The sequence below is a fragment of the Brevundimonas sp. TWP2-1 genome (genome assembly GCF_049897645.1).
Lineage (GTDB): Bacteria > Pseudomonadota > Alphaproteobacteria > Caulobacterales > Caulobacteraceae > Brevundimonas.
The window spans coordinates 1,324,296-1,347,159 of sequence record NZ_JAFCWR010000001.1; the positions used below are offsets into that span (position 1 = coordinate 1,324,296).

Here is a 22,864-nt window from a genome sequence, read left to right on the forward strand (position 1 = left end):
GAATCATGACCGACAGAATCCCGATACTGGCCGCATTGCACAAGCCGTTGCGTGATCAGCCCGGAATGATCCGTTGCAGCCAGCTCTCGCGCTTGCCCTCGGGGGCCTTGTCCGGCGTCTCGCCGTTCTCGGTCAGCAGGGCGTAGGCCTCGGCGTACCAGGGGCTGCCGGGGAAGTTGTAGCCCAGAACGGCGCCGTTGCGGGTCGCCTCTTCCTTCAGGCCCAGCTGCAAGTTCACCTCGACAAGACGGTACAGGGCCTCAGGCGTGTGCGAGGTGCGCTGGAAGTCGGGGTTGGCGATGACCGACTTGTAGCGGTTCACCGCCGCCAGCGGCTGGTTGGCGCGCTGATAGTAGCGGCCGATGTTCATTTCCTTGCCGGCCAGCTGGTCGTTGACCATGTCGATCTTGACGGCGGCGTCCGAGGCGTAGGGCGTCCCCGGATAGCGGCGCGAGACGTCCTTCAGACCCGCGAGGGCGGCGGTGGCGTAACCCTGGTCGCGACCCACGTCCGTGATCTGTTCGAAGTTGCAGACCGCCTTCATGTAGAAGGCATAGGACGCCGACGGATTGCCGGGGAACAGCGCGATGAACCGGTCCGCCGCCGCGATTGCGTCGGTGTAGGCGTTGTTCTGATAGTAGGCGTAGACCTGCATCAGGATCGCGCGGCGCGCCCAGTCCGAATAGGGGTGCTGGCGTTCGACTTCCTGGAAATAATCGACGGCGTCGGACCAGCGGCGCTGCTGCAGGCGCTCATAGCCGGTGTTGTACAGAGCCTCGACCGGACGTTCTTCATAGGCAAGGCGCGGGCGCTCTTTGCCGGCGCAGCCTGAAATCGTCACTGCGGCGATCGCCGCAGCCATCAGCACCATGCCGGAACGGAACTTAGAAGCGGACAAGGACGACCCCATGACGTGTGAAGGAAGGCCTGAAAGCCTTTCCCCCGGAAACCAACGCGGCGACCTCTAGCACCCGCAACCGAGCCGCGCCATGCCGAGGAAATCTCAGCGTATGACTTGCCCTGCCCGGCTCCACTGGTAAAGAGCGCGCCAACCGACCGCCGTTCATGGGGGGCGGATGACGGCGAAAGGATGACCGGCCGATGAAGCTGCTCTCAGGCAACTCCAACCGCGCACTGTCCCAGGCGATCGCCGACCACCTGGATGCGCCGCTCACCAAGGCCCAGGTCAAGCGGTTCGCCGACAACGAAGTCTTCGCCATCATCGAGGAAAACGTGCGCGGCGAGGATGTCTTCATCCTGCAGTCGACCTCCTATCCGGCCAACGACAACCTGATGGAGCTGCTGATCATCACCGACGCCCTGGTGCGAGCGTCGGCGCGGCGGATCACGGCCGTCATCCCCTATTTCGGCTATGCGCGTCAGGATCGAAAGACCGGCGGCCGCACGCCGATCTCGGCCAAACTGGTCGCCAATCTGATCACCCGCGCCGGCGCCGACCGCGTCCTGACGATGGATCTGCACGCCGGCCAGATCCAAGGCTTCTTCGACATTCCGACCGACAATCTGGTCGCCACCCCCGTACTGGCTCAGGACATCAAGGAAAACTACGCCCGCGGCGACGACCTGATGATCGTCTCGCCCGACGTCGGCGGCGTGGTGCGCGCGCGTTCGCTGGCCAGCCGCCTGGACGCCGATCTCGCCATCGTCGACAAGCGCCGGCCCAAGGCGGGCGAGAGCGAAGTCATGAACATCATCGGCGACGTTCAGGGCCGCCGCTGCATTCTGTTCGACGACATCGTCGATTCGGGCGGCACCCTGGTCAACGCCGCCAAGGCCCTGATCGATCAGGGCGCGACCGAGGTCTCGGCCTACATCAGCCACGGCGTTCTGTCCGGCCCGGCCGTCCAGCGGATCACAGACGGCCCGCTGAAGGAGCTGGTGATCACCAACTCCATCGAGCAACCCCACGAAGTTTTGAACTGCCCGAAAATCCGAACGGTTTCCGTGGCTCCGCTGGTTGGCGAAGCTATCCGACGGATCGCGAACGAGGAATCGGTTTCGAAGCTGTTCGATTAACCTTCGGATAACCATAGGGACCGCCTTATAAGCGCCAACAGTGTTGGCGCTTTGTGCGCGCGTGATCGCCTGAGGAAGTCTTCATGAAATCGGCCCCCCTGAGCCGCGGCCTCTCCGCCGCCGCCCTCGCCGTCGCCGTCCTGCTCGCCAGTTGCGAGAGCGGACCGTCGAAGGCTGAGCTGGAAGCACAGCGCCTTGCGGCGGAACTGGCCGCCCGCAAACCGCCGCCCGTGTCGCTGAACCAGGGCGTGGCGGACGCCGCATCCATCTACGTCGCCTTCCTGCGCGAAGCGCAAACAATCCAGCCTGGCGGGTTCCCCGATGCGGAATCGATCCAGGTCGCCCTGCGCAAGGGTTCGGCCTATGACGCCGATCAACTGTCGCGCGGCCTGATCGCCTATGGCGCCATCATTGCCCTGCAGTCGCCCGAGTTCGTCGCCGGCGTGCAGCAGTTCTCCGTCGATCCGACCCAGCGCCAGCAGATGGTCGCCCAGATCGTCGCCGACCCGGCCTACGCCGCCTCTCTGCCGGGCGCCGACGCCGCCGCCGGCCTGATCTCCGCGACCATCGGCAAGGACGCGATCGCCATGCGCGCCATCGCCGAGGCCATAGAGCAGGACGCCTACACCATCCAGGGTCGCAGCGATCCGCGCCGCCGCTGGGCCATCGTGCCGATCCCGAACCGCGAAATCCGGCTGGAAAGCGCCAAGACCCTGTCCGCCGTGACGATGCTGCCGTCCGCCCAGGAAGCCAGCCAGTTGTTCGCCGCCGCCAACAGCGGCACGGGCCTGGGCCTGGCGGCGTCGCGCAAGGGCCCGCCCTATACGCCCGCCGTCGTTCGCTCGCTGGCCATCGCGGCCCTCGGCGCCCTCGGCGCAGGCGGCGACGAGGCGCGCGTCAACACCGAGGCCCTGACGCGCGAACCGAACAGTGAGTTCTGCATGGACATGTCCAAGCTGATGCTGTTCCAATGCCTGGCCGCCTCGCGCCCCAGCTATGAGGACATCTTCTGCCTGGGCCGTCACGTCACCCGCGACCTGGCCACCTGCACAACCGAGGCGACCCAGATCACCACCATCGTCGTCGGCGATCCGCAGGAAACCGGAGCCGCCCCGGCTCGCACCCCCATCTCGGTCACCGTGCCGCAAGCCACGCCTGTCCCGACGCCGGCGGCAGCGACCACCCAGTCTCTGAACACGACCCCGGCCGGCCCGCGCTAAACAGCCTCCACAACGAAACAAGGCCCGCCCCGAGCGATCGGAGCGGGCCTTTTTCTTTGGGCGAACGGCCTATTCGTAACCGTGCGCGGCCTCATTGATCACCTGAGACGGCATCGACGAGAAGTCCACGGCGACCGGCGTCGCGGTCTTGGCCTGATAGGTCCGCAGCACGTGCGTCATACGGCGGCGCACCTCTCGCTCGGCCTCGGTGCCGGTATCGAGCGCCAGGGGCGCCAGGCAGAAGTCGATGATGGCTTCGGTTCGGGTCAGCGGTTCCATTTGGGCGGTTCCTTTTCGGGTTAAGCCGCGTGGGTGAACTGGGCGGTCTCGGTCGAGTCCTTCAGCGCCGTCGTCGAAGACGTGCCGTTGGAGATGACTGTGGCGACCTGATCGAAATAGCCGGTGCCGACTTCGCGCTGGTGGCGCGTGGCGGTGTAGCCTATGGCTTCGTTAGCGAACTCGCGCTGCTGCAGCTCCGAATAGGCCGCCATGCCGCGATCGCGATAACCGTCCGCCAGCTCGAACATGGAGTTGTTCAGGCTGTGGAAGCCGGCCAAGGTCACGAACTGGAACTTGTAGCCCATGGCCCCCAGCTCGCGCTGGAACTTGGCGATGGTGGCGTCGTCCAGCTTGGCCTTCCAGTTGAACGAGGGCGAGCAGTTGTAGGCCATCAACTTGCCCGGATGCTCTTTCTGCACGGCCTCGGCGAACTTCTTCGCGTCATCCAGGTCCGGGTGCGACGTCTCCCACCACAGCAGGTCGGCGATGTTGGCGTAGGACAGGCCGCGCGCGATGCAGTGATCCAGCCCCGTGCCCTCCTTCAGGCGGAAGAAGCCCTCGGGGGTGCGGTTGTCGCGGTCGATGAAGGGCTGGTCGCGCTCGTCGATGTCCGAGGTGATCAGCTGGGCGCTTTCGGCGTCGGTGCGGGCCACCGTGATGGTCGGCGTGCCCATGACGTCGGCAGCCAGACGGGCCGCGACCAGATTGCGCTCATGCGCCTGGGTCGGGATCAGGACCTTGCCGCCCAGGTGGCCGCACTTCTTCTCGGACGCCAGCTGGTCCTCGAAGTGGACGCCGGCCGCGCCCGCCTCGATGAAGGCCTTCATGATCTCGAAGCTGTTCAGCGGACCGCCGAAGCCGGCCTCTGCGTCGGCGACGATGGGCGCGAACCAGTCGCGCTTGGCCCCGCCCTCGGCGTGCTCGATCTGGTCGGCGCGTTGCAGGGTGCGATTGATACGGCGGCACAGCTCGGGCGCAGCATTGGCCGGGTACAGCGACTGGTCCGGATACATGGCGCCGGCCGTATTGGCGTCGGCCGCGACCTGCCAGCCCGACAGATAGATGGCCTTCAGCCCCGCCCGGACCATCTGCATGGCTTGGTTGCCGGTGACGGCGCCCAAGGCGTTGATGAAGGGCTCGTCGTGCAGCAGCTGCCACAGGCGATTGGCGCCACGCTCGGCGAGCGTATGGGTGACCGGCACCGAGCCGCGCAGGCGCAGGACGTCTTCGGGGGTGTAGGGGCGCTCGATGCCATCAAAACGGCCGGCGGGCGAAGGAACCAGATCGGCGAAGGTGGTCATGGTCGAACTCGGTCTCTGAATGGCGCGGCCGCAGCCGCCGTCTCGGAGACAAGAACACGCGGAAGTCATGAATGACACAGAGATAGGCGCTCATTTAAAGTCATTTTGTCATACTATGACTTTGCCTATTCAGTCACATTATGACATTCTGCGCCTATGGAGACGTCCGCTGACCGCAAACTGTTCCTTGGCGCGCGACTGAAGCGGCTGCGGCGCGACCTTGGGCTGACCCAGACGGCGATGGCGACCGATCTTGAGGTTTCTCCCAGCTATCTCAATCACATCGAACGCAATCAGCGCCCGGTTTCTGCCCAGTTGCTGTTGCGCCTGGCCGACACCTACGACGTCGATCTGCGCGCCCTGAACCAGGGCGGGGCCGCCGATGAGGCCCGGCTGACCGAGATCCTTGCCGATCCCCTGTTCAAGGGGCTGTCGGCGCCGCGGCACGAACTGGTGCAGGTGCTGGAGGAGGCGCCGGGCATCGCCGACGCCATGCTGCGCCTGTATCAGGCCTTCGACGACGGCCGCACCCGGGCCCGCGCCGCCGCCGAGAACGGCGAGGGCCTGGTCGAAACCAGTCCCGCCGAATGGGTGCGCGAATATATCCAGTCGCGCGGCAACCACTTCCCCGAACTGGACCAGATGGGCGAGGCCCTGGCCGACGCCCTGGCGTCCGAGGCGCCCGCCCACGCCGACGGTTTCGAACCCGCCGCGCGTCACCGGCTGGCGGCGAAACACGACCTTGGGGTCCGCACCCTGCCCGCCGAGGTCATGGTCGAATGGACCCGGCGCTACGACCTACACCGCCGCCGTCTGCTGCTGTCCGAGACCCTGGGGCCGTCGTCGCGCGCCTTCGCCATCGCCTATCAGCTGGCCCTGGTCGAACACGGACAGGCGCTGCACGACATGGTCCAGACCTCAAGCGCGCCGGACGCCCCCACCCGTTCCCTGCTGAAGGTGGCCCTGACCAACACCTTGGCGGCGGCGACCCTGATGCCCTACGCCGCCTTCCAGCGCACGGCTGAGGAGACGGGCTATGACCTGAGCAGGCTCCAGGCCCGGTTCGGCGTCAGCTACGAACAGGCCGCCCACCGCCTGACCACCCTGTCACGCCCCACGGCGCGCGGCGTGCCTTTTTTCCTGATGCGGGTCGATCAGGCCGGAAATATCTCCAAACGTTATGCGGCCGGCGCCTTTCCGTTCTCGCGATTCGGCGGCGCCTGCCCGCGCTGGCGTCTGCACAGCGCCTTCCGCACGCCGGGCCGCATCGTCACCCAGATCATCGAGACGCCGGACGGAAGCCGCTGGTTCACCTTCGCCCGAACGGTCGAACGCCAGGGCCACGACGGGTTCGGCGAAAGCCATGACCTCGCCATCGGCCTGGGCTGCGAACTGCGCCACGCCCACCGCCTGGCCTATGCCCACGGCCTGGATCTGGACAAACCCGACGTCACCCCCATCGGCCCCGCCTGCCGCCTGTGCCACCGCCACCCCTGCGCCGAACGCGCCGCAGCCCCCATCGACCGCCCGCTGGCCGTCGACGACTGGTCGAAATCGGTCAGCCCCTATCCGTTCGCGGCGGCCTGAGACCTACCGCCGCTGATCAGCCGTGCGGTCGCGGATGGCGTTGAACTCGGCGGTCGGTTTCCACGCCGGCCAGCCTTCGCTGTCGGCCACCGTCAGTCCCAGCCGATACAGCAAATCCAGGTTCTGCAGCGCGGCCGTGAAGTCGTAGTCGGCGCGCCATTCGTCGGTCAGCTTGTGATAGTAGCGCGCCATCTGCCCCTCATAGTAGGGCTTGCCTGCGTCGATCCCGCCCTCGACGAAATCACGCCCCGTCCACGGCATCAACGCCGGCACCCCGCCCGCCGCGAAGTTGAAATGGTCCGAGCGGTAGTAGAAGCCCTCCTCGGGATAGCCGTCGCCCGTCACCACCCGCCCCTGCACGGCGGCGAACCGCCCCAGGATGTCTTCCAGCTCCGACTTGCCGACCCCGAACACCGCCACGTCCCGCGTCGCAGGCGTGAAGGGCAGCATGTCGATATTGATATCCGCCGCCGTCTTCGCCAGCGGATAGACCGGATCGGCGGCATAGGCTTCCGACCCCAACAGCCCCTGCTCTTCGGCCGTGACGTGCAGGAAGACCACGGTGCGTTTCGGCGCCGGCCCCGCCTTGAACGCGCGCGCCATCTCGATCAGGCCCGCCGTCCCCGACGCATTGTCCCAGGCGCCGTTGAAGATGTCGTCGCCCTCGGCGTTCGGTGTGCGCGCCTTGCCGACGTGATCCCAATGGGCGGAATAGAAGACGTATTCGTCCGGCCGTTCCGTGCCGGGGATTTTGGTCAGCAAGTTATTGGAATGGATGACCTCGGTCGTCTCGGCGATGTCCACGCTGACCCGCGCGCCCATATCGACTGCGCCGCCCAGCGCCGCCGTCTTGCCGCGCTCAGCTATGCCGATGAAGGCCTCGCCGCCGATGGCCGTTGCGGTGGCCATGTTGATCGCGCCGGTGAAGCGGGCGTCCTCCGCGCCCTTGACCGTCATCTGCGGCCGGGTCGCCCCGCCCACGGCGCGCCGCCAGCGGCCATCCTGATCCTGAAGCGTGATGACGCCGACGGCGCCGCGCCTCAGCGCCTCCTGCGTCTTGTGCGTGGTGGAGCCGTAGAAGTTCGGGTCGGCGCCCATGACGCTCGGCTGGCCGCGCAGGACGACCACGACCTTGCCGGTCAGGTCCGCGTCGCCGTAGTCGTCCCATTGCGGGGCCGAGATGCCGTAGCCGGCGAAGACCAACGGTGCGCCTTCGACCGTCACCGCTGGATCAGCCGGTCCGGCGCGCAGGGTGATGTCCATCCCAGAGACCAGCGGATGCGTAGCGCCATCCGCCCCGGTCCATGACGCCGTCGGCGCTCGCGCAGGGGTAAACCGCACCAGATCGACCGGCTGCAACCACGATCCGTCGCGACCGCCGGGCTCCAGCCCCATCGCCTCATACTGGGCTTGCAGATAAGCCAGGGTCAGACGCTCGCCGACCTGGCCGGGGAACCGGCCCTCCATCTCGTCCGACGCCAGATATTTGATGTGGTCCGACAGGCGCTGGGCGCTGAACTGCGGTGTTGCGGCCGAGGCGACGGCGAAGGCGTCCAGTCGGGGCGCCGGTGCAGAAACCGGCGCGGTCGCACAGGCGGCTAGGGTAAGCGCCGCAAGGGCGACGAAAGACGAACGGCGAAGGATCATGAAGCGTACTCGACAGGGACAACGACGAAAGGGCGGAGACACATCCCCGCCCCTTCTTTTTGATTTCCGAGACTTAGCGGCGTTCCGACGCGGTGGTCGCACGCGCAGGCGCGAACTCCGATCCCGGCTTCCATTCCGGCCAGTCGCGGCCGTTCGCCAGGGCGCGGCCGACATCATAGAAGACCGTCAGATCCTCGATCATGCCGCGATAGTCCCAGTCCGGCGACCATTCGTCCGCCGCCTGGTGATAGCGGTTGGCCCCGTATTCGGCCCGCGCGGCCTCGCGCTCGGCGATCGGCGCATCGCGGAACTCGCCCCGGCTTCCGGCATAGGCCATCGGCACGCCGCGCTTGGCCAGGGGGAAGTGGTCCGAGCGATAGTAGGTGCCCGCGGCATTCTCGTAATCGGGGACCAGGGTGCGTCCCTGCGGCTGGATCGCCGCCGCCAGACGCTCGTCGAAGTCGGACTGACCATAGCCGGTGACCCCCAGGCCGGTGACGCGGCCATAGACGTTCATCGAATCCATGTTGAACCCGCCCACCGTCTTGGCCAGGGGATAGACCGGATTTACGGCATAGTATTCCGACCCCAGCAGGCCGCTTTCCTCGGCGGTGAAGCTGATGATCACGATGGACCGTTCGGTGCGCGGCGCACCGCCGAACATCCGCGCCAGCTCCAGCAGGCCTGCCGTGCCAGAGGCGTTGTCCACGGCGCCGTTGAAGATGCGATCGCCCGTCGCGTCCGGCTCGCCCATGCCGATATGGTCCCAGTGGGCGGTATACAGCACCGTCTCGTCCGGATGGGTCGTACCCGGCAGGCGGGCGATGACATTGTGGCTGGTGACCTGATTGGTCGCCACGTCGAACTCGGTCGAGAAGCCGGCTCCAGGCAAGGCGACGGGCTGGAAGTCACGGCTGCGCGCTTGGACCTTCAGCGCCTCGAAATCCAGACCGGCGCGGCGGAACAGATCGACCGCCACGTCACGCTGGATCCAGCCCTCCATCGAAACCCGCTCGGCTGCTGCATTCTGGCGCAGGATGTCGAACTGCGGCACACCCCACGAATTGGCGACGGTCTGCCACCCGTAGGAGGCCGGCGCCGTCTCGTGCACGATCAGCACGCCCGCCGCACCATGCTTGGCCGCCTCTTCGTATTTGTAGGTCCAGCGGCCGTAATAGGTCATAGCCTTGCCGCCGAAGGTGTTCAGCGCCGGCTCCTCGAAATCGGCGTCATTGACCAGCACGACCAGGATCTTGCCGCGCAGGTCCTGACCCTTGAAGTCGTTCCACTGGCGCTCGGGCGCATTGATTCCGTAGCCGACGAAGACCAGCGGCGCGTCCTTCAGGCTGACATGCTCGGCCGGGCGGCGGGTCGAGATGGCGACCTCGCGGCCTTGCGTCATCGGCAGGGTCCAGTCGCCCAGCTTCAGCGAGGCCTGGACGTTGGATTGCACGAAGCGGTTCAGCACCACATCCTGCGTCCACTGGCCGTTCGGGCCGCCCGGCTCGAACCCGGCGGCGGCGTAGCCTTCGCTCAGATAGCGCACGACCTTCTCTTCGGCCGGGGTGGCGATGCCGCGTCCCTCATAGCTGTCGTCCGACAGGGTCTTGATGTCCTGCGAAATCCGCGCGGCGTCGAAGGCGGGGACTGTGTGAACGGCGCCGGGATTGGGCGCGGTCGCGCAGGCGGACAGGGCGGCGCCGGCCAAAAGCACAGCCGCGAACGAAGAGACAAGACGCATGAACAGTGGCCCCACAGCCGTAGATGATGACCGACCCTAGGCGGCCAAGCCCACCGTGTCGATTCCGTGTCCTGGACCATTCGTCGCAAACGAAAAAGCCCGCCGAAGCGAACTTCGACGGGCTCAAGATTTCGGGCTGGCGACGTTCCCTTAGTGGGCGACGCCCTTCCAGATCCGGCGATAGCTGGCGTAGGTCAGGCCCGCGAAGATCAGCAGGAAGATCATCACGCCAAACCCGGCCTGCTTGCGCTCGACCATCTTGGGCTCCGACGTCCAGGCGATGAAGGCCGCCACGTCTTTGGAATACTGGTCCACCGTCTGGGGCGAGCCGTCGTCATAGGTGACCTGGCCGTTTTGCAGCGGCGCGGGCATGGCGATGAAGCCGCCAGGCGGGACGTCCTTATGGTCGCCCGTCCAGAAGGGTGTCAGGTCGCCGGCCATATAGGGGTTGTAGTGCTGGCCATCGCGGATCTGCAGTCCAGCCGGTGCGGCCCGGTAGCCCGACAGCAGCGAGTAGATGTAGTTGGCGCCGTCGTGACGCGCCTTGGCCATGACCGACAGGTCGGGCGGCGCGGCGCCGCCGTTGCCCGCCGCCGCCGCCGTGGCGTTCGGATAGGGAACGCGGAACTTGTCAGCCGGGGTGGCGTCCCGCAGAATCGGCTCGCCGGTTTCGCTGTCGATATCCGGCACCTGGTTCTCGGCGGCCAGAGCCTTCACGACAGGGTTGTCGTTCGGGTTCGGATATTTCGGATTCCAGAACGGACCATGACGGTCGCCCAGGTTCCGATAGTGCATCAGGTTCATGCCGTGACAGGCGGCGCAGACTTCCTGATAGACCTTGTAGCCACGTTGCAGCTGGCCCTGGTCATAGGTGCCGAACGGCCCCTCGAAGCTGAAACCGCCCGAGCGCGGGTGAGCGGCGGCGCCGGCCGCCATGGCGGGGGCGGCGGCGCTGATCAGCCCCAGCGCAACGGCCGCCGAAGCGAGGATCGTCTTGATCGACACGGTCTTCATTCCAATCGTCATGCCCCTCAGCCCTTCTGCTCGACAGCGTCCGCGCCGGTCAGGACCGGTTCGGAGATCGTCGCCGGGATCGGCAGCGGCTGCTCCTTCAATCCGACCAGCGGCATGATGATCAGGAAGAAGGCGAAGTAGTAGAGGGTGAACACCCGCGTCAGCCACAGGTAGGAGTTCAGGTCGCCGTCGATCAGGGTGAAGGTCTTGAACGACCCGATCACCGGCGCGTCAGGCAACTGACCGCCGCACCAGCCCAGACCCACGCCCACCACCAGGAAGATGATGAAGAAGGTTCGCATCGTCGGGCGGTAGCGCATCGAGCGCACCTTGGACGTATCCAGCCAAGGCAGGACGAACAGCACACCGATGGCGCCGAACATCGCCACCACGCCGCCGAACTTGTCCGGAACCGCCCGCAGAATGGCGTAGAAGGGCAGCATGTACCACTCGGGCACGATGTGCGCCGGCGTCTGCAGCGGGTTGGCCGGAATGTAGTTGTCGGCGTGGCCCAGGGCGTTCGGCTGATAGAAGACGAAGATGGCGAACAGGATCAGGAACAGGATGATCGCGAACCCGTCCTTGACCGTGAAATACGGGTGGAAGGGCAGCATGTCCTTCTTCGCGCGATCCTTGGGGATCAGGATGCCGACCGGGTTGTTCTGACCGGCCGAGTGCAGCGCCCAAAGGTGCAGCACGACGCAGCCCAGGATGGCGAACGGCAGCAGATAGTGCAGCGAGAAGAAGCGGTTCAGCGTCGCATTGTCGATCGCCGGTCCGCCACGCAGCCAGATCAGGATCGGCTCGCCCAGCACCGGGATGGCGCCGATCAGATTGGTGATGACCTCCGCGCCCCAGAACGACATCTGGCCCCAAGGCAAGACATAGCCCAGGAAGGCGGTGGCGATCATCAGGAAGAAAATCACGCAGCCGATGATCCAGATCATCTCGCGCGGCGCCTTATAGGAGCCGTAGTACAGCCCCCGCAGCATGTGCAGATAGACCGCGATGAAGAACATCGACGCGCCGTTGGCGTGGACATAGCGGATCAGCCAGCCGCCGTTGACGTCGCGCATGATGCGCTCGACCGAGGCGAAGGCCAGGTCCACGTTCGGCGTATAGTGCATGGCCAGAACGATGCCGGTGACGATCTGCGTCATCAGGCACAGGGCCAGGATGCCGCCGAAGGTCCACCAGTAGTTCAGGTTCCGCGGCGTCGGCAGGGACATGTAGTCCGCGCCGAAACGGATGATGGGCAGCCGGGTGTCCAGCCACTTCTCGACGCCCGTTTTCGGGACGTAGGTGCTCTCGTGATCGCTCATGATCCCCCCTTGGTCCTCAACCGATCTTGACGCGGGTGTCGGACGTATATTCGTAATCCGGCACAACCAGGTTCAGGGGCGCAGGCCCCTTTCGAATGCGACCGGACGCGTCGTAGTGCGAGCCGTGGCAGGGGCAGAACCAGCCGCCGTAGTCGCCTGCGTTGAACGTGGGCACGCAGCCCAGGTGCGTGCACGAACCGACGACAACCAGATAGGGCTCGTGACCGGCCTTGGTGCGTTCTGCGTCGGTCTGCGGGGGGCTGCCGACGGCGCCCTCCGACTGGACCTTCTGAATTTCGGCCGGCGTGCGATAGCGCACGAACACCGGCTTGCCCTGCCATTTGATCACGACCTGCTGGCCCTGCTGAACCTTGGTCAGGTCGAACTCGATCGAGGCCAGGGCCAGGGTGTCGGCCGCAGGGTTCATCTGGTTGATCAGCGGCCAGGCGATCATCGCCCCCGCGCCGACCGCCGCAGCGCCCGCTGCGATGTGAATGAAGTCCCGACGATTGGGATCACCGCCCTCTGGGCTGTGAGTGTCTTCCGTATGCACGACCGATTCGGCCACGTTTCCACCTCTCGAACGCCGCGGAAGAAGCCCAAGAGCTTCTCCCAGCCACGGCACGAACCAACAAAAGACGCCGGAAATCCCCGACGGCCCGAGACTTGCGCCGTTTGGGCGCAAGCTGCTGACGTTTCTTGCGAAACGCTCGCAAACAGACCGCGACAAACCCCCTCGCCGCGCGTATGTCAGGCCTTAGAATGCGTCTCGCCCTTTTTCAACCTGACATTCCTCAGAACGTCGGAGCCTGCATCCGATTGTCGGCCTGTTTCGGCGTCGATCTGCACGTGATCGAGCCGACCGGCTTTCGTTTCGACGACCGCGCCATGAAGCGCGCGGCCCTTGATTACGGCCCCTTGTCGCACATGACCCGCCACGCCGACTGGGAGGCTTTCCAGGCGGATCGCCCCGCCGGGCGGCTGGTGCTGTTCACGACGCGCGGCGCCACGCCCCTGCCCGACTTCGCCTTCCGGCCCGACGACGTGCTTCTGTTCGGCAAGGAGAGCGCGGGCGCCCCCGATTACGTCCACGCCGCCGCCGACGCCCGCGTCGTCGTGCCGCTGCGCCCCCAGGCCCGCTCTCTGAACCTGTCGGTCACCGCCGGCATCGCCCTATGGGAAGGTCTGCGCCAGACGGGCGGGATCGGTCAGTCCTGATCCACAGGCTCCAGCCGCGCCATCGACGGCCGCTCGCCGGCCTTTGACGCCGCCACGGCCTCGACCGACCGCATGACCCGCAGCAGGTTCTCGCCGGCGATCTTGCGGATGTCCGCCTCGGTCCAGCCGGCCTGCATCAGGGCTGCGAGAATGCGCGGATAGGCGTCCACCCCGCCCATGCCTTCGGGCAGGCTGCCGATGCCGTCGAAGTCGGCGCCCAGCCCCACGTGATCGATGCCCGCCACCTCGCGCACATGCTGGATATGCGCCACGACGTCAGCCAGGGTCGCCTGAGGCGTCGGATTGGCGGTGGCCCAGGCGGTCAGCCCGGCCTCCACCGCGCCGGGATCGCCGGGGTTCAGGGTCTTGAGCCGCGCCTCCTCGCCGGCCTTGTCGCCGTTCCACGCCCGCACCGCCTCGGACACGAAGCCCGGAGCCAGGTTGATCATCACGATCCCGCCGTCCTGGGGCATCACCCGCAGCACCCCATCCGGCACATTGCGCGGATGGTCCGTCACCGCCCGCGCCGACGAGTGGGAAAAGATCACTGGCGCATCCGAGACGCGCATGGCGTCCAGCATCGTCTGCTCCGACACGTGGCTCAGGTCCACCATCATTCCCAGCCGGTTCATCTCCTTGACCACCTCTTCGCCGAATGGGCTGAGCCCGCCCCACTTCGGCGCGTCCGTCGCACTGTCGGCCCATGTCGTGGTCTTTGAGTGGGTCAGGGTCATGTAGCGGGCGCCGGCCCGATAGAATTCGCGCAACAGGGCCAGGGAATCGTTGATCGAATAGCCGCCCTCCATCCCGATCAGGCTGGCGATCCGGCCAGACGCGAACACCGCATCCACCTCGTCCGCCGTAGTCGCCAGGCCGAAGACCTCGGGATGAGCGGCGATGATCCGCTTGGTCGTGTCGATCTGTTCGAACGTCTCCTCGACCGCCTCGCGCGGTGTGAGGCTGGCGGGCACATAGACCGACCAGAACTGACCGCCGACGCCCCCGGCCCGCAGCCGCGCGATATCGGTGTGCAGCTTGGTCGACGCCGCCAGATTCTTGGTCAGGTCCACGGCATAGACATCGTTGCCATAGGTCTGGCGCAGGGCCCACGGCAGGTCGTTGTGCCCATCGATCAGCGGCGTCGTCTTCAGGATGCCCAGCACCCGCGCCTCGTCCGCATCCTGGGCGTGGGCTGCTCCCGCCAAGGCAAGGGCGGCGACAGTGACGAAGAGAAGACGACGGTTCATGGGCGGGCTTCCTGAAAACGGCAGGCGATCATTAGCGCCTGCGATTCCGTCTATGACAACCTGTCCGGATGACGCCGCCGCCGCGACGTGGTTCAAGCGCGCCATGAGCGACGCCGTCTTCTCCGATCCGCTCGACCTCAAGAAGGTCGAGACCCGCGCCTGGTTCGAACATCTGCGCGACCGCATCCACGCCGCCTTCGAGGCGCTGGAGGATGCGGCGCCCGCCGACCTGTTTCCCGGCGAACCCGGCCGGTTCGTCCGCACGGCCTGGGACCGCGCGGAAGGCGGCGGCGGCGTCATGGGGATGATGCATGGCCGTCTGTTCGAAAAGGTCGGCGTCCACGTCTCGACCGTGCACGGCAGCTTCCCCGCCGACTACGCCAAAAACGTGCCCGGCGCCGACGTCGATCCGCGCTTCTTCGCCACAGGGATCAGCCTGATCTGCCACCCGGTCAGTCCGCGCGTGCCGGCGGTGCATATGAACACCCGCTTCATCGCCACCACAAAGAGCTGGTTCGGCGGCGGCGGCGACCTGACGCCGGTGCTGATGGCGGATCGCCGTCAGGATCACCCCGACACCGTCGCCTTCCACGCCGCCATGCAGGCCGCCTGCGACGCCCACGACCCGACCTGGCACGCCAAATACAAGGCCTGGTGCGACGAGTATTTCTACCTGCCCCACCGCAAGGAGCCGCGCGGCACCGGCGGCGTCTTCTACGACCATCACGACAGCGGCGACTACGACCGCGACTTCGCCTTCACCCGCGACATCGGCCTGGCCTTCCTGGACGTCTATCCCCGCATCGTCGCCGCCCGCATGGCCGAGCCCTGGACGGCGGACGAGCGCGAGGAACAGCTGATCCGCCGCGGCCGCTACGTCGAGTTCAACCTGCTCTACGACCGCGGCACCATGTTCGGCCTGAAGACCGGCGGGAATGTCGACTCGATCCTCTCGTCCATGCCGCCCACGGTGAAGTGGCCCTAGGTCAGCCTCCCTGTCCCGGTGGGAGAGGGCTTGAGCACCCGAGAGCCTAGCGATCGGCCTTTGTGCGAAAGGGTGAGGGGTTACGCTGTGCGACGCGATCAGCACCGTAACCCCTCATCCGGCTCTTCGAGCCACCTTCTCCCTCTGGGAGAAGGAAGCACACTTCACCCCATCGCCTCCACGAACACGTCCCCCGCCCGGCTGCGATACCGCTCCCTGTGCCTCAACAGCCGAAACGGTCGTTCGGGCAGGGTGAAGGGCGCGGTCACCAGTCGCCCGGCCGCCACGGACGCGTAGGCCACGCTTTCCGACAGAGCCGTGGCCCCCGCCCCTGCCTCGGCCGCCGCCAGCACGGCCTCGTTCGACGGCAGGGTCATGGACACCGACAGGGTCGCGGGATCCACACCCACGTCCCGCACCGCCGCCTCCAGCGTCGAACGCGTACCCGACCCGACCTCGCGCAGCACCCACGGCTGGCCCGCCAGATCCTTCGCATCCAGCCGCCGCCGATTCGCCCAGGGATGATCGGGCGTCACAAGGACTGCCAGCCGGTCGGACCCCACCTGGACCTGCGACAGCGCCGGCTCGTCCACCGCCCCCTCGACCAGGCCGATCTCGGCGGCGCCGCTCAGCACGGCCTGGGCCGCCTCGCGCGTATTGCCGATCTCGACCGCCAGTTCGACTCCCGGATAGGCCCTGTGAAAATCCACCAGCCGGCGCGGCAGCCAATAGCTGGCGATGGTCTGGCTGGCGAACACCGCCAGCCGCCCGCGCCGCAGGGCGCTCATGTCCGCCAGCGCGGCCTCCGCCGCCGCCGCGCGCGCCAGCACGGCTTTCGCTTCGGGCAGGAAGGCCCGGCCGGTTTCGTTCAGGACGACGCCGCGCCCGACCCGGTCGAACAGCCGCACGTCATGCTCCGCCTCCAGCGCCGCCAAGGCGTTCGACACCGCCGACTGCGTCAGATTCAGCGCCCGCGCCGCCGCCGTCACATGGTCGCGTTCGGCCACGGCGACGAAGATGCGCAGGCGTTCCAGAGTCACGATTGATCTCCTAATCGGATTGAAATGACCATAACTATCCGTTGGACCGCCGTCGAGGGTAGGCGCATTGCCCACATATGAAGTCCGCCGCCCTGCCCGCGCCCGCCAATACGCCCAGCCTGGCGTTGGCGACGGCGTTCGGGCGCACGATCCGGCCGGGCGTCATGCTATGTTTGCTGGTGACCCTGGCGGCCATCGGCCTGACCAGCATCGAGCGCGACGTCATCGGTCATGTCTGGCTGGATCCGCTGGTGCTGGCCATACTTCTGGGCGCCGCCGTCCGTACGGCCTGGACGCCGGATGTGCGGTTCAAGGCCGGCATCGACTTCTCGGCCAAGGCTCTTCTGGAAGTGGCGGTTGTCCTGCTAGGCGCCTCGGTCAGCGCCGCGACATTGTCGTCGCTGGGAGTCGGCTTCGTCCTGGGTATCTTCGCTCTGGTGACCCTGGCCATCGGCGTCGGTTTCGGCGTCGGTCGCGCCTTGGGACTGAACCCGCGCATGGCTCTGTTAGTGGCCTGCGGCAACGCCATCTGCGGCAACTCCGCCATCGCCGCCGTCGCCCCAGTCATCGACGCCGACGGCGAGGAGGTCGCGGCCTCCATCGCCTTCACCGCCGTGCTGGGCGTGGTCGTGGTTTTGGCGCTGCCCTTGCTGGGCGGCCTCATCCATCTGAACGGCCTCCAGTACGGCGCCCTGGCCGGTCTGACCGTCTACGCTGTGCCGCAAGTCCTGGCCGCCGCCGCCCCGTTCGGCGCCGTCGCGACCCAGACCGGCACGGTGGTCAAGCTGGTGCGCGTGCTGATGCTGGGTCCGGTGATTCTGGCCCTGTCGCTGATCTTCCGCGACCGCGCACCCCCAGCGTCCAAACCCGGCCTGCATCGCCTGCTGCCGTGGTTCATCATCGGCTTCCTGGTCATGATCGCCCTGCGCTCGTTTGATCTGATACCGCAGAACGCCCTCCCGCCGATGGCCGCCGCCTCAGGCCTGCTGACCATCGTCGCCATGGCCGCCCTGGGGCTGCAGACCGACATCCGCGCGGTCGCCCGCGCCGGCGGCCGAGTCGTCGCCGCCGTCATCCTGTCGCTGGGCGCCCTGGTGTTGCTGGCGCTGGTGCTGATCCGGTTGCTGGGCCTTTAGATCCCGCTGCCGTAATCCTCGACCGGCGGCGGCGTCAGAAGCAGGAAGGCGCGAATCCAGGCCGTCAGCACGGCCCGATCATTGGGTCGCTTCAGACTGTCGATCGCCTCGTCCGCCACGGGGTGCGGAATGCGCGTCCCCCGCCGTCCCTCGATCAGGGCCGCCGCATAGTCCGGCTGGAACTCGGGGTGGCACTGGAAGGAGATCGCGTCCTCTCCCCAGGCCAGACCGGCATAGGGTGTAAACCCGCTGGAGGCGATCACCCGCGCGTCGTCCGAAATCGCCGTCACCTGATCCTGATGCGACACGGGAATGGCGATCGTGCGCGCACGCGGATGCATCCAGGGCTCGTCGACCCGCACGTCGTAGCGATGCAGCCCCACGCCCCAGCCCTTGTCGGACTTCTCGACCGCCCCGCCGAAGGCATGGGCCAGCGCCTGATGCCCGAAACAGATGCCGACCAGACGCGTCCGCCCCCGCGCCGCCCTCAGCCAACTCACCAACTGAGGAATCCACGGCAGGTCGTCATAGACCCCCGCCGCAGACCCCGTGACGATGGCCCCCTGGAACGCCGACGGATCGTCCGGCAAATGCCCCGACTGCACGTCGAACCGCGTGGTCGCCACGCCCTCGCCCAGCAGCGCCCGGAACCGCGCGGGATAGTCGTCGTAGTCGTCCTTCAGATGCTCTGGCGGGTGGCCGGTTTCCAGAATGGCGATGCGCGTCATGCGACCAACCTAATGGCTGCGGTCAGAAGGTCCAGACCTCGGCCCGCCCGCCGGCCTCGCCCAAGGCGCCCGCGACCCAGCCGCAGACTTCGCTCGCCGCGACCTCGGCGCCCTTTGGCGGATTGACCACCACCAGGGCGCAGCCGTTCATCTTCATCGGATTGGTCAGGGGCCTCAGCCGCGCCTCGGCGACCAGGGTCGGTCCAGCCTTGCCTTGCAGGCGCCGGATGAAGCCGTCGAAGGTCTCCAGATCCTTCAGCGGGGTCCAGATCGCCACCGTCGCCGTCGGGTCGCGCTTCACCACCGCGATCGCGGTCTCGGCCGAGCGGACGTAGTCGTCGGGCTTTTCGAACGGAGGGTCGATCAGCATCAGCGGCCCGCGCACCTTCGCTGCCTCCGCGACCACCTCTGCATAGCCGTCGCCCTCGCGCGCCTGAGCGTTCGTGCGTCCAGCCAACGCCTCTGCCAGCATGTCCCGAACCGGCGGGTTGAGCTCGAACCCGACATAGCGCCCGCCGTCCTTCAGGGCGTCAGCGATCAACAGGGGCGAGCCCGGATAGTACCGCACACCGCCGTCAGGATTGATCGCCGCCACCTCGGCCGCCAGAGCATCCATCAGCGGCGTCCGCCCCTCGGCGCTCATCAGCCGCGCCACTCCCGCCTCAGCCTCCCTGGACCGCGTCCCGTCCCCCGAAAGGTCGTACAGCCCCGCCCCCGCATGGGTGTCGAACACCGTCAGCGGACCCGTTTCCTGACGCGCCTTCACCAGCCAAAGCACCAGGGCGTGTTTGAGCAGGTCGGCGAAATTTCCGGCGTGAAAGCTGTGGCGATAGTTCATGCCGCCTCCTCTCCCGCCGCGTTCCTGTGGTCAAGCGGAACTCGCCGCCCCGGCCCCGCGTTCGTCGCTCGTCTTCGGCAAGCGGCTGAAAGACCAGTGAAAAGGAAACGCGGCGGATGGCCGACGGATCGCACGCCTTCGACATCGCCGCCGAGGTTCCGCAAGGGCTCAGCTACTGCAGCGACGAGTTCGCAGGCCTGAGCCGTCGCCGCGCCGGCAAGGGCTGGTCCTACAAGGACGCCAAAGGCAAGACGATCACCGACGCCAAGGTTGTGGCCCGCATCCGCGCCCTGGCCATTCCGCCCGCCTGGACCGACGTCTGGATCTGCCCCAAGGCCAATGGCCACATCCAGGCCACCGGCCGCGATGTGAAGGGCCGCAAACAGTATCGCTATCACAACGACTGGAGCACGGCCCGGTCCGAGAACAAGTTCGACAAGCTGCCCGCCTTCTCCCGCGCCTTGCCGAAACTGCGCGACAAGGTCGAGCACGATCTGAGCCTACGCGGCGTCTGTCGCGAGAAGGTGCTGGCCACCGCCGTGCGCCTGTTGGAGATCACCCTTATCCGCGTCGGCAACTCCATCTACGCCAAGCAGAACCGCAGCTACGGCCTGACCACTCTGCACAAGCGTCACCTGGACGTGGATGGTTCGGCTCTGACGTTCGAGTTTCGCGGCAAGAGCGGCAAGGACCACAGTGTCAGCGTCAAGGACCGCCGCCTCGCCCGCGTCGTGCGCGAGCTGGAGGGCCTGCCCGGCCAGCAACTGTTCAAATACCGCACGGCGGACGGCGAACTGTGCCCTGTCGATTCCGACGACGTGAACGCCTACATCCGCGAGGCGATGGGCGAGCAGTTCTCGGCCAAGGACTTCCGCACCTGGGCCGGCACTGTCTCGGCGGCGCGCGCCTTGCGAGACACCGAAGCCCCGACCTCGCCCACCGACGCCAAGCGAAAAATCACCGTCTGCGTCAAGGCCGTCGCCGGCCTGCTAGGCAACACCCCTACCGTCTGCCGCGCCTCCTATGTCCACCCCAAGGTCTTCGCCCTGTTCGAAAGCGGCGAAATCGCCAAAGCCTTGCCCGGCTCGGACACCAAGGGCTTCGAAAAGGCGCTGATCAAACAACTGTTGGCCGTCTGATCAGCGCCGGCGTTCTCAGGCCGCCTTGTCCCAGTCCAGCACGACCTTGCCCGACTGACCCGACTTCATGGCCTCGAAGCCTTCGCGGTAATCGGCGTAGCCCAGGCGGTGGGTGATCAGCGGGCTCAGGTCCAGACCGGCCTTCAGCAGACCCAGCATCTTGCGCCAGGTGGTGAACATCTCGCGGCCATAGACGCCCTTGATGGTCAGGGCCTTCAGGATGATGGCGCCCCAGTCGGTCTCCATCGGCTTTGAGGGAATGCCCAGCATGGCCATGCCGCCGCCCATGATCAGGGTATCGACGCACTGTTTGAAGGCGATCGGCGAGCCCGACATCTCCAGCGCCACGTCGAACCCGACCTTCAGGCCCAGCTCCTTCATGACATCGTGGATGTCTTCCTTGGTCGTGTTCACGGTGCGGACGCCCGGCGCCACCTTCTGCGCCAGCTCCAGCCGGAAGTCGTTGATGTCGGTCAGGACGACGGTGCGTGCGCCCGCGTGGCGGGCCACGGCGGCGGCCATCATGCCGATGGGGCCGGCGCCGGTGACCAGGACGTCCTCGCCCAGCAGGTCGAACTGCTGCGCCGTGTGCACCGCATTGCCGAACGGATCCAGGATCGAGCCGATCTCATAGGGCACGTCGTCGGGCAGTTCGATGACGTTGAAGGCGGGCGCCACCACGAACTCGGCGAAGGCGCCCTGGCGGTTGACGCCAATGCCGCGGGTCTTGGGATCCAGGTGGAAGTGGCCGGCGCGGGCGGCCTCGGAGTTCAGGTCGATGACATGGCCCTCGGCCGAGACGCGCTGGCCGATCTTCAGCGGGCGGTCCACGTCCTTGCCGATAGCGACGATTTCGCCGGCGAACTCGTGGCCGGTGATCATCGGAGTCGGGACGTTCTTCTGGGACCACTCGTCCCAATTCCAGATGTGGATGTCGGTGCCGCACACGGCGGTCCGGTGCACCCGGATCAGCACATCCTCCGGTCCCGCCTCGGGGATCGGCGCGTCGATCAGTTCCAGGCCGATGCCGGGCGCGGTCTTGGCCAGGGCTTTCATCGTGTCGGTCATAGTCTCAACTCCCTGAAATCATGGCCTCGGCTTTGTTCCGACGCCTGCGGTTGAGGCCCCACGCCTCCTCACCGCTTGTTCTTCGTCGATGGCGCGCGAAGAGGGCTAAATGACGCCCAATTCCCGGCCGGCCTGCGTGAACGCCGCCACCGTCCGGTCAATCTGCTCGAACGAATGCGCCGCCGACATCTGGGTGCGGATACGGGCCTGACCGCGCGGCACGACCGGGAAACTAAACCCGATCACATAAACGCCCAGCTCTAGCGCCCGCGCCGCGAAATCCTGCGCCAGTTTGGCGTCGCCCAGCATGACCGGAATGATCGGGTGTTCGCCGTCCAGCAGGCTGAAGCCGGCGTCGGCCATGGCGTTGCGATAGCGGTGGGCGTTGGCCGACAGGCGGGTGCGCAGCGCGTCGCCCTCGGACCCCTGGGCGATGCGGATGGCCTCCAGGCTCGAACCGCACACCGCCGGCGCCAGGGCGTTGGAGAACAGATAGGGCCGCGCCCGCTGCTTCAGCAGTTCCACGACCGACTTCTTCGCGCAGATGAAGCCGCCCATGGCGCCGCCCAGCGCCTTGCCGAAGGTGCCGGTGACGAAGTCCACCTCGACCCCGTGGTGGGCGAAGGAGCCCTTGCCTTGCGGACCCAGGAAGCCGGTGGCGTGGCAGTCGTCGACCATGATCAGGGCGTCGTATTTGTCGGCCAGCGCCCGGATCTCATCCAGCTTGGCGATATAGCCGTCCATCGAGAAGGCGCCGTCGGTGGCGATGATGATGTCGCGGGCGCCGGCCGCGCGGGCCTCCTTCAGCCGCGTCTCCAGCTCGTCCATGTCGGAGTTGGCGAAGCGATAGCGTTTGGCCTTGCACAGCCGCACCCCGTCGATGATCGAGGCGTGGTTCAGGCTGTCCGACACGATGGCGTCGTTCTCGCCCAGCAGGGGTTCGAACAGGCCGCCGTTGGCGTCGAAGGCGGCGGCGAACAAGATGGCGTCCTCGAAGCCCAGATAGCCGGCGATGGCCGCTTCCAGCTCCTTATGGATCTCCAGCGTGCCGCAGATGAAGCGGACCGAGGCCGTGCCCGCGCCCCATTTCTGCTGCGCGGCGATCCCGGCCTGGACGACGCGCTTGTCACCGGCCAGGCCCAAATAGTTGTTGGCGCAGAAGTTCAGCACGTCGCGGCCGGCGACCTGGATCACCGGTCCCTGGCGTGAGGCGATGATGCGTTCGGGCTTGGTCAGGCCCTGGGCGTCGATCTCGGTCAGTTCGCCGGCGACGCGGTCATAGAATGTCTGAGTCATGGCCGCGACCTACGCCGATTT

General features: G+C 66.8%; 21 protein-coding genes. 7 read left to right on the forward strand and 14 right to left on the reverse strand.

Features of this window, described 5'->3' with window-relative positions; all coding sequences use genetic code 11:
• Window positions 1-55 precede the first annotated feature (55 nt).
• Window positions 56-910 carry an outer membrane protein assembly factor BamD gene (locus tag ACP7BH_RS06660; RefSeq protein WP_425982790.1) on the reverse strand — a complete coding sequence of 285 codons (855 nt, stop codon included), beginning with the start codon at window positions 908-910 and terminating at the stop codon, window positions 56-58.
• 191 nt (window positions 911-1,101) lie between these two features.
• Between ACP7BH_RS06660 and ACP7BH_RS06665 the strand changes: the two genes are divergently transcribed.
• Window positions 1,102-2,037 carry a ribose-phosphate pyrophosphokinase gene (locus tag ACP7BH_RS06665; RefSeq protein WP_425982788.1) on the forward strand — a complete coding sequence of 312 codons (936 nt, stop codon included), beginning with the start codon at window positions 1,102-1,104 and terminating at the stop codon, window positions 2,035-2,037.
• Window positions 2,038-2,120: 83 nt separating this feature from the next.
• Complete coding sequence (locus ACP7BH_RS06670) at window positions 2,121-3,257, forward strand: hypothetical protein (RefSeq protein ID WP_425982786.1); 1,137 nt, start codon at window positions 2,121-2,123, stop codon at window positions 3,255-3,257.
• A 69-nt stretch (window positions 3,258-3,326) separates the two neighbouring features.
• Here the strand turns inward: ACP7BH_RS06670 and ACP7BH_RS06675 are convergent, their stop codons facing one another.
• Both ACP7BH_RS06675 and aceA read right to left on the reverse strand, forming a co-directional pair.
• Complete coding sequence (locus ACP7BH_RS06675) at window positions 3,327-3,536, reverse strand: hypothetical protein (RefSeq protein WP_066550777.1); 210 nt, start codon at window positions 3,534-3,536, stop codon at window positions 3,327-3,329.
• 20 nt (window positions 3,537-3,556) lie between these two features.
• The gene (aceA, locus tag ACP7BH_RS06680) at window positions 3,557-4,837 is read right to left on the reverse strand and encodes an isocitrate lyase (protein WP_346495164.1); all 1,281 of its coding nucleotides are present in this window, start codon (window positions 4,835-4,837) and stop codon (window positions 3,557-3,559) included.
• A gap of 156 nt (window positions 4,838-4,993) precedes the next feature.
• On the opposite strand from aceA, the gene ACP7BH_RS06685 reads away from it, so the two are divergent.
• Window positions 4,994-6,424, forward strand: a complete 1,431-nt coding sequence (locus ACP7BH_RS06685) for a helix-turn-helix domain-containing protein (protein ID WP_425982784.1) — start codon at window positions 4,994-4,996, stop codon at window positions 6,422-6,424.
• Window positions 6,425-6,427: 3 nt separating this feature from the next.
• Here the strand turns inward: ACP7BH_RS06685 and ACP7BH_RS06690 are convergent, their stop codons facing one another.
• From ACP7BH_RS06690 to petA, 5 genes are all read right to left on the reverse strand, one after another.
• Window positions 6,428-8,071 (reverse strand): M28 family peptidase, encoded by a 1,644-nt coding sequence (locus ACP7BH_RS06690; protein ID WP_425982782.1) that lies wholly within the window; start codon window positions 8,069-8,071, stop codon window positions 6,428-6,430.
• 73 nt (window positions 8,072-8,144) lie between these two features.
• Window positions 8,145-9,812 (reverse strand): M28 family metallopeptidase, encoded by a 1,668-nt coding sequence (locus ACP7BH_RS06695; RefSeq protein ID WP_425982780.1) that lies wholly within the window; start codon window positions 9,810-9,812, stop codon window positions 8,145-8,147.
• Between the two features lie 150 nt (window positions 9,813-9,962).
• On the reverse strand, window positions 9,963-10,838 hold the full coding sequence (locus ACP7BH_RS06700) for a cytochrome c1 (protein ID WP_425982778.1): 876 nt from the start codon (window positions 10,836-10,838) through the stop codon (window positions 9,963-9,965).
• A gap of 5 nt (window positions 10,839-10,843) precedes the next feature.
• Window positions 10,844-12,148, reverse strand: a complete 1,305-nt coding sequence (locus ACP7BH_RS06705; protein ID WP_425982776.1) for a cytochrome b — start codon at window positions 12,146-12,148, stop codon at window positions 10,844-10,846.
• Window positions 12,149-12,164: 16 nt separating this feature from the next.
• The gene (petA, locus tag ACP7BH_RS06710; RefSeq protein WP_409719274.1) at window positions 12,165-12,716 is read right to left on the reverse strand and encodes a ubiquinol-cytochrome c reductase iron-sulfur subunit; all 552 of its coding nucleotides are present in this window, start codon (window positions 12,714-12,716) and stop codon (window positions 12,165-12,167) included.
• 194 nt (window positions 12,717-12,910) lie between these two features.
• On the opposite strand from petA, the gene ACP7BH_RS06715 reads away from it, so the two are divergent.
• Complete coding sequence (locus ACP7BH_RS06715) at window positions 12,911-13,366, forward strand: tRNA (cytidine(34)-2'-O)-methyltransferase (RefSeq protein WP_425982774.1); 456 nt, start codon at window positions 12,911-12,913, stop codon at window positions 13,364-13,366.
• On the opposite strand, the gene ACP7BH_RS06720 is transcribed toward ACP7BH_RS06715, so the two are convergent.
• A complete protein-coding gene (locus ACP7BH_RS06720; RefSeq protein ID WP_425982772.1) occupies window positions 13,357-14,613 on the reverse strand; it encodes a dipeptidase in 1,257 nt (418 codons plus the stop codon). The genes ACP7BH_RS06715 and ACP7BH_RS06720 overlap by 10 nt on opposite strands.
• A 103-nt stretch (window positions 14,614-14,716) precedes the next feature.
• Between ACP7BH_RS06720 and hemF the strand changes: the two genes are divergently transcribed.
• Window positions 14,717-15,598, forward strand: a complete 882-nt coding sequence (hemF, locus tag ACP7BH_RS06725) for an oxygen-dependent coproporphyrinogen oxidase (protein ID WP_425984779.1) — start codon at window positions 14,717-14,719, stop codon at window positions 15,596-15,598.
• A 164-nt stretch (window positions 15,599-15,762) separates the two neighbouring features.
• Here the strand turns inward: hemF and ACP7BH_RS06730 are convergent, their stop codons facing one another.
• Window positions 15,763-16,638, reverse strand: a complete 876-nt coding sequence (locus ACP7BH_RS06730; RefSeq protein WP_425982771.1) for a LysR family transcriptional regulator — start codon at window positions 16,636-16,638, stop codon at window positions 15,763-15,765.
• A gap of 77 nt (window positions 16,639-16,715) precedes the next feature.
• On the opposite strand from ACP7BH_RS06730, the gene ACP7BH_RS06735 reads away from it, so the two are divergent.
• Window positions 16,716-17,774: a YeiH family protein gene (locus ACP7BH_RS06735; protein ID WP_425982769.1), complete on the forward strand. Its 1,059-nt coding sequence runs from the start codon at window positions 16,716-16,718 to the stop codon at window positions 17,772-17,774.
• Here ACP7BH_RS06735 and ACP7BH_RS06740 read toward each other — a convergent pair.
• Window positions 17,771-18,502, reverse strand: coding sequence for a glutamine amidotransferase-related protein (locus tag ACP7BH_RS06740; protein WP_425982767.1), 732 nt, complete (start codon window positions 18,500-18,502; stop codon window positions 17,771-17,773). The two genes, ACP7BH_RS06735 and ACP7BH_RS06740, sit on opposite strands and share 4 nt — an antisense overlap.
• Window positions 18,503-18,524: 22 nt before the next feature.
• Window positions 18,525-19,340 carry a 23S rRNA (adenine(2030)-N(6))-methyltransferase RlmJ gene (gene rlmJ, locus ACP7BH_RS06745; RefSeq protein ID WP_425982765.1) on the reverse strand — a complete coding sequence of 272 codons (816 nt, stop codon included), beginning with the start codon at window positions 19,338-19,340 and terminating at the stop codon, window positions 18,525-18,527.
• A 116-nt stretch (window positions 19,341-19,456) separates the two neighbouring features.
• Between rlmJ and ACP7BH_RS06750 the strand changes: the two genes are divergently transcribed.
• On the forward strand, window positions 19,457-20,479 hold the full coding sequence (locus ACP7BH_RS06750) for a DNA topoisomerase IB (RefSeq protein ID WP_425982763.1): 1,023 nt from the start codon (window positions 19,457-19,459) through the stop codon (window positions 20,477-20,479).
• Window positions 20,480-20,494: 15 nt separating this feature from the next.
• Here the strand turns inward: ACP7BH_RS06750 and tdh are convergent, their stop codons facing one another.
• Both tdh and ACP7BH_RS06760 read right to left on the reverse strand, forming a co-directional pair.
• Complete coding sequence (gene tdh / locus ACP7BH_RS06755; RefSeq protein ID WP_135193249.1) at window positions 20,495-21,547, reverse strand: L-threonine 3-dehydrogenase; 1,053 nt, start codon at window positions 21,545-21,547, stop codon at window positions 20,495-20,497.
• A 105-nt stretch (window positions 21,548-21,652) separates the two neighbouring features.
• Window positions 21,653-22,843 (reverse strand): glycine C-acetyltransferase, encoded by a 1,191-nt coding sequence (locus tag ACP7BH_RS06760; protein WP_425982761.1) that lies wholly within the window; start codon window positions 22,841-22,843, stop codon window positions 21,653-21,655.
• Between the last annotated feature and the right edge of the window lie 21 nt (window positions 22,844-22,864).

Excerpts from the sequence above, each read along its gene's own strand:
- ACP7BH_RS06715 (WP_425982774.1), top strand. The coding sequence starts at position 12,911 with ATGCGTCTCGCCCTTTTTCAACCTGACATTCCTCAGAACGTCGGAGCC.
- ACP7BH_RS06695 (WP_425982780.1), bottom strand. The coding sequence starts at position 9,812 with ATGCGTCTTGTCTCTTCGTTCGCGGCTGTGCTTTTGGCCGGCGCCGCC.
- rlmJ (WP_425982765.1), bottom strand. The coding sequence starts at position 19,340 with ATGAACTATCGCCACAGCTTTCACGCCGGAAATTTCGCCGACCTGCTC.
- ACP7BH_RS06660 (WP_425982790.1), bottom strand. The coding sequence starts at position 910 with ATGGGGTCGTCCTTGTCCGCTTCTAAGTTCCGTTCCGGCATGGTGCTG.
- ACP7BH_RS06685 (WP_425982784.1), top strand. The coding sequence starts at position 4,994 with ATGGAGACGTCCGCTGACCGCAAACTGTTCCTTGGCGCGCGACTGAAG.
- tdh (WP_135193249.1), bottom strand. The coding sequence starts at position 21,547 with ATGACCGACACGATGAAAGCCCTGGCCAAGACCGCGCCCGGCATCGGC.
- ACP7BH_RS06690 (WP_425982782.1), bottom strand. The coding sequence starts at position 8,071 with ATGATCCTTCGCCGTTCGTCTTTCGTCGCCCTTGCGGCGCTTACCCTA.
- ACP7BH_RS06700 (WP_425982778.1), bottom strand. The coding sequence starts at position 10,838 with ATGACGATTGGAATGAAGACCGTGTCGATCAAGACGATCCTCGCTTCG.
- ACP7BH_RS06735 (WP_425982769.1), top strand. The coding sequence starts at position 16,716 with ATGAAGTCCGCCGCCCTGCCCGCGCCCGCCAATACGCCCAGCCTGGCG.
- ACP7BH_RS06665 (WP_425982788.1), top strand. The coding sequence starts at position 1,102 with ATGAAGCTGCTCTCAGGCAACTCCAACCGCGCACTGTCCCAGGCGATC.
- ACP7BH_RS06670 (WP_425982786.1), top strand. The coding sequence starts at position 2,121 with ATGAAATCGGCCCCCCTGAGCCGCGGCCTCTCCGCCGCCGCCCTCGCC.
- ACP7BH_RS06720 (WP_425982772.1), bottom strand. The coding sequence starts at position 14,613 with ATGAACCGTCGTCTTCTCTTCGTCACTGTCGCCGCCCTTGCCTTGGCG.
- ACP7BH_RS06750 (WP_425982763.1), top strand. The coding sequence starts at position 19,457 with ATGGCCGACGGATCGCACGCCTTCGACATCGCCGCCGAGGTTCCGCAA.
- hemF (WP_425984779.1), top strand. The coding sequence starts at position 14,717 with ATGAGCGACGCCGTCTTCTCCGATCCGCTCGACCTCAAGAAGGTCGAG.
- ACP7BH_RS06705 (WP_425982776.1), bottom strand. The coding sequence starts at position 12,148 with ATGAGCGATCACGAGAGCACCTACGTCCCGAAAACGGGCGTCGAGAAG.
- ACP7BH_RS06740 (WP_425982767.1), bottom strand. The coding sequence starts at position 18,502 with ATGACGCGCATCGCCATTCTGGAAACCGGCCACCCGCCAGAGCATCTG.
- ACP7BH_RS06675 (WP_066550777.1), bottom strand. The coding sequence starts at position 3,536 with ATGGAACCGCTGACCCGAACCGAAGCCATCATCGACTTCTGCCTGGCG.
- ACP7BH_RS06760 (WP_425982761.1), bottom strand. The coding sequence starts at position 22,843 with ATGACTCAGACATTCTATGACCGCGTCGCCGGCGAACTGACCGAGATC.
- aceA (WP_346495164.1), bottom strand. The coding sequence starts at position 4,837 with ATGACCACCTTCGCCGATCTGGTTCCTTCGCCCGCCGGCCGTTTTGAT.